This is a genomic window from Marivivens sp. JLT3646 (assembly GCF_001908835.1).
Classification (GTDB): Bacteria; Pseudomonadota; Alphaproteobacteria; order Rhodobacterales; family Rhodobacteraceae; genus Marivivens; species Marivivens geojensis.
Genome location: NZ_CP018572.1, coordinates 47,866 through 59,549 on the forward strand (window position 1 = coordinate 47,866; position 11,684 = coordinate 59,549).

The 11,684-nt window shown below is 56.4% G+C and carries 11 protein-coding genes and 1 riboswitch; of the genes, 4 read left to right on the forward strand and 7 right to left on the reverse strand.

Annotation, left to right across the window (positions count from 1 at the left end):
- Nucleotides 1-42 precede the first annotated feature (42 nt).
- Both BSK21_RS00255 and BSK21_RS00260 read left to right on the forward strand, forming a co-directional pair.
- Complete coding sequence (locus BSK21_RS00255) at nt 43-1,083, forward strand: FAD-binding oxidoreductase (RefSeq protein ID WP_067552087.1); 1,041 nt, start codon at nt 43-45, stop codon at nt 1,081-1,083.
- A 108-nt stretch (nt 1,084-1,191) separates the two neighbouring features.
- Complete coding sequence (locus tag BSK21_RS00260; protein ID WP_067552090.1) at nt 1,192-2,337, forward strand: alpha-hydroxy acid oxidase; 1,146 nt, start codon at nt 1,192-1,194, stop codon at nt 2,335-2,337.
- Between the two features lie 51 nt (nt 2,338-2,388).
- Here BSK21_RS00260 and cobO read toward each other — a convergent pair whose 3' ends face one another.
- From cobO to cobN, 3 genes are all read right to left on the reverse strand, one after another.
- Nucleotides 2,389-2,997: a cob(I)yrinic acid a,c-diamide adenosyltransferase gene (gene cobO, locus BSK21_RS00265; RefSeq protein WP_067552093.1), complete on the reverse strand. Its 609-nt coding sequence runs from the start codon at nt 2,995-2,997 to the stop codon at nt 2,389-2,391.
- Nucleotides 2,998-3,114: 117 nt separating this feature from the next.
- On the reverse strand, nt 3,115-4,314 hold the full coding sequence (locus BSK21_RS00270) for a hypothetical protein (RefSeq protein WP_232230442.1): 1,200 nt from the start codon (nt 4,312-4,314) through the stop codon (nt 3,115-3,117).
- 321 nt (nt 4,315-4,635) lie between these two features.
- A complete protein-coding gene (gene cobN / locus BSK21_RS00275) occupies nt 4,636-8,328 on the reverse strand; it encodes a cobaltochelatase subunit CobN (RefSeq protein ID WP_067552097.1) in 3,693 nt (1,230 codons plus the stop codon).
- Nucleotides 8,329-8,376: 48 nt separating this feature from the next.
- Between cobN and BSK21_RS16000 the strand changes: the two genes are divergently transcribed.
- Nucleotides 8,377-8,541, forward strand: a complete 165-nt coding sequence (locus BSK21_RS16000) for a hypothetical protein (protein WP_167668761.1) — start codon at nt 8,377-8,379, stop codon at nt 8,539-8,541.
- Between the two features lie 2 nt (nt 8,542-8,543).
- Here the strand turns inward: BSK21_RS16000 and BSK21_RS00280 are convergent, their stop codons facing one another.
- Together BSK21_RS00280 and cobW are read right to left on the reverse strand one after the other, a co-directional pair.
- The gene (locus tag BSK21_RS00280; RefSeq protein ID WP_067552099.1) at nt 8,544-8,993 is read right to left on the reverse strand and encodes a GNAT family N-acetyltransferase; all 450 of its coding nucleotides are present in this window, start codon (nt 8,991-8,993) and stop codon (nt 8,544-8,546) included.
- Nucleotides 8,990-10,066, reverse strand: coding sequence for a cobalamin biosynthesis protein CobW (cobW, locus tag BSK21_RS00285; protein ID WP_067552102.1), 1,077 nt, complete (start codon nt 10,064-10,066; stop codon nt 8,990-8,992). Before cobW ends, BSK21_RS00280 begins: the two co-directional genes overlap by 4 nt.
- A 13-nt stretch (nt 10,067-10,079) precedes the next feature.
- On the opposite strand from cobW, the gene BSK21_RS00290 reads away from it, so the two are divergent.
- Nucleotides 10,080-10,448, forward strand: a complete 369-nt coding sequence (locus BSK21_RS00290) for a DUF1636 domain-containing protein (protein ID WP_232230443.1) — start codon at nt 10,080-10,082, stop codon at nt 10,446-10,448.
- On the opposite strand, the gene BSK21_RS00295 is transcribed toward BSK21_RS00290, so the two are convergent.
- Complete coding sequence (locus BSK21_RS00295) at nt 10,445-11,119, reverse strand: CbtA family protein (RefSeq protein WP_067552105.1); 675 nt, start codon at nt 11,117-11,119, stop codon at nt 10,445-10,447. The genes BSK21_RS00290 and BSK21_RS00295 overlap by 4 nt on opposite strands.
- 18 nt (nt 11,120-11,137) lie before the next feature.
- Nucleotides 11,138-11,305 carry a CbtB domain-containing protein gene (locus BSK21_RS00300; RefSeq protein ID WP_067552109.1) on the reverse strand — a complete coding sequence of 56 codons (168 nt, stop codon included), beginning with the start codon at nt 11,303-11,305 and terminating at the stop codon, nt 11,138-11,140.
- 32 nt (nt 11,306-11,337) lie between these two features.
- Nucleotides 11,338-11,556, reverse strand: a riboswitch (cobalamin riboswitch).
- Nucleotides 11,557-11,684: the final 128 nt, after the last annotated feature.

Genomic DNA, 11,684 nt, shown 5'->3' on the forward strand with positions numbered 1-11,684 from the left:
TCTGCCTTAGGGTTGCCGCGAAGATGAACGTGAGGCGAATAAATGGCAACGGTTGATGTAACGATCTATGGCGCAGGTGCTTTTGGGCTTGCTGTTGGTTACGCCTGTGCCTCGCGGGGCGCAAAGGTCCGAGTGATCGACCCGAACGGGGTCGCGTCGGGGTCGTCTGGTGGCTTGGTTGGAGCATTGGCTCCGCACGTGCCAGAGAATTGGAACACCAAAAAAGCGTTCCAATTCGATAGTTTGATAATGGCGGAAGCGTTTTGGAGCGAAGTGGAACGTGTTTCTGGTGAAAGCTGCGGATATTTGAGGTCGGGGCGGGTTCAACCCTTGGCGGATGATCGGGCCGTTGATTTGGCGCAAGCCCGAGCTGTCACTGCCGCCGATCTGTGGCAAGGACAGGCCGAATGGTCGGTCTTACCAGTGGACCAGTTCGGGGCTTGGGCGCCGAAATCTGAAACGGGACTGGTGGTGTTCGACACACTGACGGCACGGATCCATCCACGGCGAGCGACCCGTGCTTTGGCGGCAGGCATTATTGCGTTGGGTGGTGAGGTCGTTTCCGAGGCAAAACCTGAAGGGCAGGTCGTCTATGCGACGGGCTGGCGCGGCATGGTGGACTTGTCGGAACAGTTGGGTAAATCAGTTGGCGGCGGCGTGAAGGGTCAGGCAGCCTTGCTACGTTATGATGCTGCAGACCTACCGCAGCTCTTTGCCGATAGTTTGCATATTGTGCCTCACGCGGATGGGACTGTGGCGATCGGCTCGACGAGTGAACGTGAGTTCGAAAGCCCTAATGCGGTTGATGACCAGATCGAAGACGTCATCGCGCGAGCGATTGGTGCTTTCCCTGTCCTTAAGGGGGCGGAGGTGATCGAACGTTGGGCCGGAGTTCGCCCGCGGGCAAAGAGTCGTGCGCCGATGTTGGGCCAGCATCCAGCCATCGATGGCGCTTTTATTGCAAACGGCGGATTTAAAATCGGCTTTGGGATGGCGCCGAAGGTTGGAGCGGTTATGGCCGATCTGATTTTGGACGGTATAGATCATATCCCCGATGGGTTTAGGCCCGAGGATAGCCTTTAGCTATTGACGGCGTGGCGACCCCTGCAACACAGTTTGCCGACCTTGATTGAAATGGGCTTTGCGCCATCTTAGCCGCAACAATGAGCCGATCACTACTGAGGACCCTCTATGCGTTTGAACGACTGCCACAACTTCCATGATTTTCAGACCTTGGCGCGCAAACGTCTTCCGAGCCCTATTTATAATTACATTGCGGGCGGCGCAGATGATGAAGTGACACTTCGCGCAAATACCTCCAGTTTTGAGCGTTGTGATTTGATCCCGAACGTATTGCGTGGGGTTGAGGATGTGGATCTGTCCACTACCGTTATGGGGCAAAAGATCGACCTTCCGGTCTACTTGTCGCCAACCGCACTTCAGCGGTTGTTCCACCACCAAGGGGAGCGGGCGACAGCCGCTGCCGCTGAGAAATTCGGCACCATGTTCGGCGTTTCATCTCTTGGCACGGTCTCGATGGAAGAATTGGCGAAGAAGCATTCGAACCCGCAGGTGTATCAGTTCTATTTTCACAAAGATCGTGGCCTGAACCATGCCATGATGCAAAAAGCGAAAGAGAGCGGGATCAAAGTCATGATGCTGACCGTCGACAGCATCACGGGCGGCAATCGTGAACGTGATTTGCGGACTGGCTTTTCGATCCCGTTCCGTTTGACTGTCGCGGGCGCATTGCAATTCGCGATTAAGCCAATGTGGGGCATTAACTATGTAACCCACGAAAAATTCAGCTTGCCGCAGCTCGATGCGCATATCGACATGAAGGGCGATAGCCTGACCATTGGCCGCTATTTCACCGAGATGCTTGACCCGTCAATGACATGGGATGACGTCGAGAAGATGGTCGCGGAATGGGGCGGTGAATTCTGTCTCAAGGGTGTCATGAGTGTTGAAGACGCAAAACGGGCAGCAGACATTGGTTGCACCGGGATTGTGTTGTCTAACCACGGCGGTCGTCAGTTGGATGGGTCTACCACGGCCTTTGATCAGTTGGACGAAATCGTTCAGGCGGTTGGCGATCGGATCGACGTGATGATCGACGGCGGCGTTCAGCGCGGAACCCATGTTCTGAAAGCGCTCGCTATCGGGGCAAAAGCCGTTGGTTTGGGGCGTTACTACCTCTTCCCGCTGGCGGCTGCAGGTCAGGCGGGTATTGAGCGTGCAGTTGGAAAGCTCAAAGAAGAACTCGTGCGCGATATGCGGTTGATGGGTTGCACGTCGGTCAACCAGCTCACCCGCGATATGGTGAAGTTCAAGTAACACCGCTTAGAAAAACGTGCACCGTTTATGACGCGGTGCACGTGCCATTTATCAATATTCGACGCCAATCTGGGCTTTGATGCCAGCGCGGAACGGATGTTTGATCAGTTCCATTTCCGTCACTAGATCCGCGATTTCGATCAGGTCATCATGGGCGTTGCGACCTGTCAGAACCACATGCGTCATGTGAGGTTTCTCGTTGGCCAGAAATTCGACGACATCCTTGATATCGACGTAATCGTAGCGGATCGCGATGTTGATTTCGTCCAAGAGAACCATGCTGTTCGACGGATCGCGGATCAGTTCCTTGGCCTTCTCCCACGCGGCTTGGGCCATTTCGGTGTCGCGGGTTTTGTCTTGGGTTTCCCAAGTAAAGCCTTCGCCCATCGTATGGAATTCACAGAGGTCGGTGAAACGGTCGAGGATCATGTCGCGTTCGCCCGTGCTCATCCCGCCTTTGATGAACTGAACGACGGCGGATTTCATACCATGCGCGATGTGCCGAAAAATCATACCAAAGGCTGCGGTTGATTTACCTTTGCCCTTGCCCGTGTGGACAATGATCAGACCTTTCTGGTCGGTCTTTGTCGCCATGATTTTATCACGGGCAGCTTTCTTCTTGGCCATCTTTTGGGCGTGGCGTTCTGTATCTTCGGTCATCTGGTCCTCCGTTCGCTCTCCGAGTCTGGCCAAGTGGTCGGGGGAGTGCAAGGCTCCAAATTGCAAAGGGCGCCACTGAGGGCGCCCTTTACAGTTTTGAAGGGAGGGGAAGGAAACTTATTCAGCCGGAACAGCGACCATTTTGGATTTGCCAAAGTGGCGACGGTTGAGGTGCAGAACCAGAGCAACCATGGCGAATTGGAACATCAGTGCGATTGCGATGATCACCCAGTAAGTCATGCTGAACTTTGCGACGAGACCAGCGGCAACCAGACCTTTGTGGAGCCAGAACTGGGTCATTACGGACAATGCGACACCCGGGCAAACAAGAGCGTAAGAGCCAGCAGAGTTCTTATCACCAGTCAGGAAGGTCGAAGCGTAGCCCTGACGACTCAGAACTGTCAGGCCGAGCAGCAGGAACAACACTTGGACAGTGAGGAACTTGGTCAAGGTCATCAGTGTTTCAGCCGCATTAGTGTGCACGTCGAACGTGGTGTGCAGGCCGTGCTCTTGGCGCAGAACCATGATCCCGAGGACAGTCATCAGAGGGATGATGATCATCAGGGTCGGGCCCGCTTCTTTGTGGGTGCCGTAGTGCAGCATGGAGTTGAATGCGGTCACGGCGGCGACGATTGCGTAGATTGTCGCGATCAGGCCAAAGAATGTGGACACGACGAGCGCAGTTCCCACGGTCAGCGGTGTCGTAGACATCGCAGCGGGTGCGGAGAGGCCGACAGCTACCATCGCCAGCGCAAAGGCGGGGAGAAGCTGCGCGAAGGAGTTATGCGCCGTGACGTCGAACAGCCCGCCTTCGGACAGAACGCGGCCCAAGAAGTGACCGATCATGCGCAGAGCGAGAACACCAGTCAGGAAAAACGCGACAAGAGCGGCGGGGAAAAGATATTCAACGATGCTCCACAATTGCGGAACGAAAACCAGGCCGACAATGAACATCGCGTTGATCGACATAGCCACCGCGAGTGGCATAGCGAGCAGTTGAGTTTCGCCGTTCGAGTGGCGCAGCTTTTGATAGGCTTCGGTTTTCTTGAACTCGGCCAGTTTACCGAAGTTCCAGATCAGGTAGCGTACGTTTTGAATGACAAAGAAGGCAATGCCAGCCATGGCTGCGACGATCGCGAACTGCTGGAAGGGATTTCCTTTGGCCCAAGCGTTCATGATGTCCTCAAAAACGGGAACGGGCGCGTTGGGGTGGGGCACCCAGAACATCAGATACATGAAGAAGGTGACAGCCAATCCGCCAGCACCGACCGAGGCGAGAAAGTAAAGTGGCGACCAATTGTCTGCCGGACGTTTCATGAGTTGGGACATCATGCCCTCCATACATATCAAGAATCTGTTATGTGATTTGATACAGGAAGTGTGTATTGCATGTCAACATTAAGATATATTAATTTATGTGTGGCTCGGACGGCGGCAGTGTTGAATGGTGCACAGTCATGTGACCAGAAATACACAGACCCCTAGCGGATCACACGACGGTGATTTTTGATCTACAAGTTCTTTCGCACCTGCGGCATAGCGCGGCCACAGTTCTGCTTGGGGGCAAGTATGCAGTATTTTTCTTTGGCCGTTTTGGTTCTCTATATCGGCGTGGCAGCACTTTCGACGATCTGACGCCTACGCTCTTAGCTCTGCGATGCGTGCCCTTGCAGAGTTGGAGCGCGGTTGCCACAACCCACGATCAATAGCCTCTTGAAGCCGATCTGCGATTTCGCGCAGTGCCGCAGGGTTTACGTCTTCGATGAATTCGCGGGTTTCGTCGTCCTCGAGAAAAGCGGCTTCTACCAGATCGAAATGATGATTACGCACAGCGCCAGTCGTTGCCGCAAATGCGAACATGTAGTCGACGGTCGCCGCGATCTCGAACGCGCCTTTGTAACCGTGGCGTTTGACGCCATCGATCCATTTTGGGTTCACGACGCGGCTGCGTACTACGCGACCGATCTCGTCCTCGAGCGTGCGGATGACAGGCCGTTCGGGGCGTGAGTGGTCGTTGTGATAGATCGGTCGGTCTTGTCCTTGCAGGGTGCTGATGGCCGCCGCCGCACCGCCTTCGAATTGGTAATAGTCGTCCGAGTCGAGCAGGTCGTGCTCTCTGTTGTCTTGGTTCTGAACAATTGCTTCCGTCTGCGAGAGGCGTTGACGGAAACCTGAATGGTCGGCGGTTCCTTCGTTTTTTGCACCGTAGGTGTAGCCGCCCCATTCGATGTAAGCGTTGCCAAGGTCGGCTTTGTCGTTCCAGACACGTTCGTCGATGAGCGCCTGCAGACCTGCGCCATATGCACCTGGTTTGGAGCCATAGACGCGCGATTGACCTTCGCCACGGCGCGCGCGGGCTGCGGCGGGGTTTTGATCATCGCTTTCGTCCAAGGCCTGAACTGCGCGAGCGGCGCTATCCACTAATGCGATCAACTGAGGAAAGGCATCGCGGAAGAAGCCCGAAATGCGGAGGGTCACATCCACACGAGGACGGCCAAGAACGCCCTCAGGGAGGATTTCGAACCCTGTCACGCGGCGGTTCGCGCTGTCCCATGTCGGTTTGACGCCCATGAGTGCCAGCGCCTGAGCGATATCGTCGCCGCCGGTTCGCATGTTTGCTGTGCCCCACGCGGTCACAAGCATGGTGCGCGGCCAGTCGCCGTGATCTTGTAGGTGCTTTTCGATGAGCAAGTTCGCCGACTTCCAGCCCAGTTTCCACGCGGTCGGCGTAGGAACGGCTCGGCTATCGACGGAGTAAAAGTTTTTTCCCGTTGGCAGGACGTCCAACCGTCCACGGGTCGGCGCACCGGAAGGCCCCGGTGCAACTGCGCGACCATCCAATGCAGCGAGCAACGCCGTCCCTTCGTCGGGACCGCAGGCGTTAATGATCGGACGAATGGTGTTCAGGATTTCAGCCACGACTGCTTCAGACGAAGGGCCAATTGGCTCGATCTGTTCTGGGGTTTCGTCACCCCAGCCCCCATCGCGAAGTAGCTTTTGACTTAGTTCTTCGAGACGTTCGACGGTATCGCCTGTCGTCCGCCAAGTGCCGCCCGTATTCAAGACATCAGGGTGGGGGCCGTCCCAAGCGGCGCCTAGGTCAGCGCTGAGCGGATCGAAGCCGAGCGCGAGGTCATCAGCCAGCGCTCTCAGGAGCGACGCATTTGGCCCCACCCCATCACCACGCGGGACGCGGGCCAGAGCGATTGCGAGGTCCAGCGCCTGTTGCCCCGTTGGGGATTGCCCGAAAATATGGAGGCCATCGCGGATTTGGGCTTCCTTAAGTTCGCAAAGATACGCGTCGAGTTTGGCAAGATCCGTGTCCTGATCGCCTGTCATACCGACGTCGGTTGAGAGGCCCGTCACGTCCGAAAGCGACAGAATTTCACGACGCAGAGTGTCGATACGACGGGGATCAACGCCTGCCGCCTCGTAGTATTCGTCGACCAGTGCTTCGAGGTCGCGGAGGGGACCATAGCTTTCGGCGCGGGTGAGAGGCGGCGTCAGGTGGTCGATTATCACTGCGCTTGTCCGCCGCTTGGCCTGCGTTCCTTCACCCGGATCGTTCACGATGAAGGGGTAAACGTGGGGCGTCGCACCGAAAATCGCTTCGGGGAAACAGGATTCGGACAGGGCGAGCGATTTCCCAGGAAGCCATTCCAAATTTCCGTGCTTGCCCATGTGCACGATCGCATGAGCGCCCAAGTGATGTCTGAGCCAGAAATAGAATGCGAGGTAGTTGTGCGGCGGCACGAGGTCGGGAGAATGGTAAGTCTCTGTCGGATCGATGTTGTAGCCTCGTGCAGGCTGGATGCCGACGACGACGTTGCCGTAGCTGTGGATCGATAACGCAAAGCCAGCGTCGGTCACGAAGGGATCACTCTCGGGTGCACCCCAGCGGTCGTTGATGCGTTGCTTCACATCCCAAGGCAGCGCGTTGAAGTGCGAAAGGTAATCGGACAGAGAAAGCACTTCGCCGCCAGTCTTTTCGGCACGATCAGTGAGCCAATTGGTTGGGCCAGCCGTGATGCGATCCATGAGCGCGCGACTGTCGGGCGTTTCAGTTTGGTATCCAGCGGCCGCAAGAAGAGCGAGCGTATGAGCTGTGCCAGCAGGCGTATCGAGGCCGACACCGTTCGCAAGACGCCCGTCTTTGTTCGGGTAGTTTGCGAGGACGATGCCAATCTTGCGGTCTTTGGGCGCGGTGCGACGAAGGTTTGCCCAGTTGCTAGCAAGTTGAGTGACGAAATCGATCCTGTCGCCGCGTGCTTGATAGGCTGCGACGGGACATTGTGTGGCTTCGTCGAAATAGGCTTGGCCCTTAAAACTGATCGCGCGTGAAAGGATACGTCCATCAACCTCTGGCAAGGCGACGTTCATGGCAATGTCTCGTGCCGAAAGACCAGTGAGGCCGTCAGCCCATGCTTCTTCGGACCCTCCTGACAGAACGACCTGAAACACGGGGGCCTCGTTCGCGAACGGTGCGGCAAGTGGATTCGGCGCAGATTCATCAGCGTGAGGACTTCCGACTGCAAAGGAGGTGCAGTTCAGGATGACCTCGGGCGGGCAACTGGTGAACAGTTGTTCGAGAGTTGCGACCGAAACGGGGTCTTTGAGCGAGGCAACGAAAATGGGCATCGGGTTAAGGCCCGCGCGCATCAGCGACTTTGTCAGTCGATTGATGGGATTGAGGCCTGCGCCTTGAACAAGGGCGCGGTAAAATACGATCGGCACCACTGGCGCATCAGGATTCCACGACGCTTTCAGATCGGTAAGATTCGAAATACCAAGGCCGGGCCAATAAATACCTGCGCGCAGGAGCGGCGAGGCCGCTGCAGGTTTTTCTCCGCCATCGATGAGAGATTTTGCATAAGCGAGGAAGTTGACCGCGTTCTGCGGGCCGCCTTCGACGAGGTAGCTCCACAATGCGTCATAGTCTGCGCCGCGCACGGTTGAGATGTCGCGTAGTTCTGCGTCTGGTTTGTCATCACCGGGTAGAGCGGCAAAGGGAATGCCTGCCTCGTGCAAACGGGCTGCATACTGTTCCAACCCGTATTTCCAGTAACCCGCACCACCCAGTACGCGCGCAACCACGATTCGGGATTTTGTCGCGCAATCATCCAAATGCAGGTCGACTGACATTGGGTGCATCAGGTTCATCATCGACGCGAGCCGTAGCGACGGAGCATCAGCCATTTCCGCCCGCGCCTCTGACAAAGCAGCCAATTCGGTGTCAGCGGCCGAGATTACCACCACATCAGCAGGGCTTTGGCCTAGGTCGACAGGCTCTTTGTCATCAATATTTCCGGGGGTCGCTGCCAAGAGGTGCATTGTCTAAAGCCTTGGTTTCGGGCATCAGCGCGGCAAAGGAGCCGCATCATGGATTACAGTAAATCGGGTGGCGCTAAGGGACCGAAGGGTCAACCGCGTCACAAAGAACATAACGCCAAGGGAACAGATAAGAACCCGTTTGGCGGAAAGAACGACAAAGCCGCACTTTTGGAACGGATGAAAAAAGCCGCAGCCGAAAAGAAGGCCGAGTAAGGTCAAAGCCGCTTTTCCATAAAGATGGAGGAGGCCGCATCGGGGTAATCCCCGAACGGACCGCAGCGGGTGAACCCGTGGCGTTCATACACACGGTGCGCGGCGTGGAGGAGGTTTCCTGTCTCCAGCCGCAACCAGTCTAGCTTCTCGTCCCGAGCCTCGTCTTCGATTTGCCGAAGCAGAGCAGACGCTACGCCTTTGCCGCGAGCGTCAGATGACGTGAACATCGACTTCACCTCACCATATCCCTCTTTGATCGACAGGGCCCCTGTGCCGACAATTGTGTCGCCGATCCGCGCCGTAAAAAATCGGATGGACGGGACACAAAGCTCATCGATATCGAGGAAAAAGTTATCCTCTGGTGGGAACAGCTCCTCCATCAAGGCGTGCGACTGTTTTAGCAGCGCACTCGCCTGTGGGTTTTTAGGGCTGTTCCGTTCGACGATGATCATGCCGACAGCGCGGCCTCAATAGCGGCACGGTCAAGGCCAGCCTCGCCAATGACAACAAGTCGTGTTTCACGAGTGCCCGAGAAAGGCTGATCGAAGTAGGTTTCGATGCGCGGGCCAACGGCCTGAAGGGTCATGCGCATTGGCTTGCCTTCGACAGCAACGAACCCTTTGAGACGCAGAATGTCGTGCGCTTTGATCACGTCAACGACCTGTGCAGCAAATGCCTTTGCGTCGGTTACTTCTGGCAGGGTAACCACGAAGGATTCGAACTCGTCATGGCCGTGCTCATGTTCGTGGTCGTGATCATCATGGTCGTCATCGTGATCGTCGTCATCATGGTGGTGATGATGGTGGTGAATTTCATGACGCGCCTCGAGGTCGGATTCGGCGCCGATACCCTGACCGAGCAAAATGTCGACAGGAAGCGCGCCCATCGACGCTTTGACAACTTGCACACCATCGCGACTCTCTGATTTCAGCTGAGCGGTGAGCGCATCAACCTCTTCAGCGGACAAAAGATCGGTTTTGTTCACGACAATCATGTCAGCACAGGCGATCTGGTCTTCGAAGAGTTCAGACAGCGGTGTCTCGTGATCTAGGTTCTCGTCCAGTTTGCGCTGTGCATCGACAGCTTCGACGCTGTGCGCAAAACGACCTTCGGTGACAGCTTTGCCGTCGACGACGGTCACAACGCCGTCTACGGTCACTTTAGTGGAAATGCCCGGCCAATTGAACGCGCGTACCAAGGGCTGAGGCAGGGCGAGGCCAGAGGTTTCAATCACGATGTGGTCGGGCTTGTTGTCCCGTTCCAGCAGTTTTTCCATGGTCGGAATGAAATCGTCGGCAACGGTGCAGCAGATGCAACCGTTCGACAGTTCCATGATGTCGTCTTCGGTGCAGGTTTCTTCTCCGCAGCCTTTCAGGATGTCACCGTCGACGCCCAGATCACCAAACTCGTTGATGATGAGAGCAATACGTTTGCCCTTGGCATTTTGCAGGATGTGGCGGATCAACGTGGTCTTACCAGCACCGAGAAAGCCGGTGACGACGGTTGCAGGAATCTTGGCAGGCATGGCGGGCTCCGTTATGGGTCGCGTATATTTGGCCCGAATGGGCGGGAAAGGAAAGGCGATGGCGGATCGCATCACCATTTGTGAAAGTTGCCAATCCGGCGGTGCGCCCAAAGGGGCCGCGTTGGCGGATCAGCTACGGTCTATGGTGCAGGCTGAGGTCGCAACAACAGACTGCATGATCGTTTGCGGCAAACCCGTCACCGTTTCATTTCGTGCAACGGGCAAGGCCGCGTATCTGTTCTCGGGCATCGATCCTGACACGCAGGCCGAAGAGATCGCAGAATTCGCCCGACTTTATGCAGAGGCCGAGGATGGCATCGTGAATGATGTCAGGTCCATCGGCCAACTGCGGTTTTGTTTGATCGGACGTATTCCAGCCTAATCGCGTTCCCAGAGGGCGCCGGCGAAATAGCCAAGCGATAGCCAAGCGATTGCTGCGACCCCAAGACTGCGGGCGACGAATAGCGATCCGACCTCTGGCGGGGCATACCCATAATAGGTGTCCAGATGCGGCGCACCTATGAGATGGGGTAGCGCGATCAGGATCACCGCAAGCGCATAGTGGGCATTCATCTTCCCAAACGCAAAGAGGCCTAGACCCGCTGCCGTTGCGGCAACCGTTGCAATCCACCAGTATTGACGGATGTCCAAGTCTGCGCTTGCCGTTCCAGGAAGTTCAGGTGGAAGACCGAACGCTGGCGCGAGGTTCATCGCAAAAAATCCGCAAAGCCCCCAAACCAATCCCGAGCGAGCGGTAATTTCCACGCCCCGCTTCGATACGATTGCGAACAGCGCGACCATGATAAAGGCGAGACCCGTGTAAGTCACAAGGTTGCTTGCGAAGGTCGAAAAGTGCCGCGGCAACTCTGACCAAACATCGGGACGTCCTGCAGGCGACATGGGGCCGAGATCAGTAAAATGAACCCGATCACCAAATTCATAAAGTTCACCTTCCATCATCACAGGAACGACAAAGGTGAATTGCAGAAGGGCTGCGAGAGCCCCCGCAGCCAGACCAGCGAACAACGCGCTGGTTAAAATCTTTTTGCTCATTGGATCAGCAGTGCTGCCTTAGTGGCAGGGGAAGCCGATCGAGTGACGCGAGTCGTGCGTCAGATCGTGCGCGGTAGCCGAGTGGCTCAGGCCAGCTGCGAAAACGAGGCCGAGGCCGAGGATTGCAGCAGCGGCGATGGACATCACTTCAGAGTTGATGCGCGCGATAGCGAAAACTTTGGTCATATTTCTTCTCCTGTTCCGTCACACCCGACGGATGGTTTCCAACTGTGCTCGGTCGGTCTCCTGGCTCGCGGGTCGCTGCGTTTCCCCTACCTTCCCGGTTTCCCAGTGGTTTTTAGGGGCACGCTCGCCGCATACAGTCGCGGGGGCGGCTGCGGAATTGGCCCTCCGGATGGGATCCGGCCTTACCGCATTCCCGGTTATCCTCTGACGCTTTGCGTACGTGGTGAGGCACCGAACATCTCTTTGTGCGATTTTGAAGGCCCCTTCGTCAAGGCGGATTCGCGACATCTTGCGTAGTCCAAACGTCGCGATCTCAACGGATACAGGGCTATGAGCTTTCGATATTTTGTGGATAACTCGCTCAAATCCGCCACATGCG

Bases quoted from the DNA above. Each gene is read 5' to 3' on its own strand.
- BSK21_RS00255 (WP_067552087.1), top strand. From the start codon at position 43: ATGGCAACGGTTGATGTAACGATCTATGGCGCAGGTGCTTTTGGGCTT.
- BSK21_RS00260 (WP_067552090.1), top strand. From the start codon at position 1,192: ATGCGTTTGAACGACTGCCACAACTTCCATGATTTTCAGACCTTGGCG.
- cobO (WP_067552093.1), bottom strand. From the start codon at position 2,997: ATGACCGAAGATACAGAACGCCACGCCCAAAAGATGGCCAAGAAGAAA.
- BSK21_RS00270 (WP_232230442.1), bottom strand. From the start codon at position 4,314: ATGAAACGTCCGGCAGACAATTGGTCGCCACTTTACTTTCTCGCCTCG.
- cobN (WP_067552097.1), bottom strand. From the start codon at position 8,328: ATGCACCTCTTGGCAGCGACCCCCGGAAATATTGATGACAAAGAGCCT.
- BSK21_RS16000 (WP_167668761.1), top strand. From the start codon at position 8,377: ATGGATTACAGTAAATCGGGTGGCGCTAAGGGACCGAAGGGTCAACCG.
- BSK21_RS00280 (WP_067552099.1), bottom strand. From the start codon at position 8,993: ATGATCATCGTCGAACGGAACAGCCCTAAAAACCCACAGGCGAGTGCG.
- cobW (WP_067552102.1), bottom strand. From the start codon at position 10,066: ATGCCTGCCAAGATTCCTGCAACCGTCGTCACCGGCTTTCTCGGTGCT.
- BSK21_RS00290 (WP_232230443.1), top strand. From the start codon at position 10,080: ATGGGTCGCGTATATTTGGCCCGAATGGGCGGGAAAGGAAAGGCGATG.
- BSK21_RS00295 (WP_067552105.1), bottom strand. From the start codon at position 11,119: ATGAGCAAAAAGATTTTAACCAGCGCGTTGTTCGCTGGTCTGGCTGCG.
- BSK21_RS00300 (WP_067552109.1), bottom strand. From the start codon at position 11,305: ATGACCAAAGTTTTCGCTATCGCGCGCATCAACTCTGAAGTGATGTCC.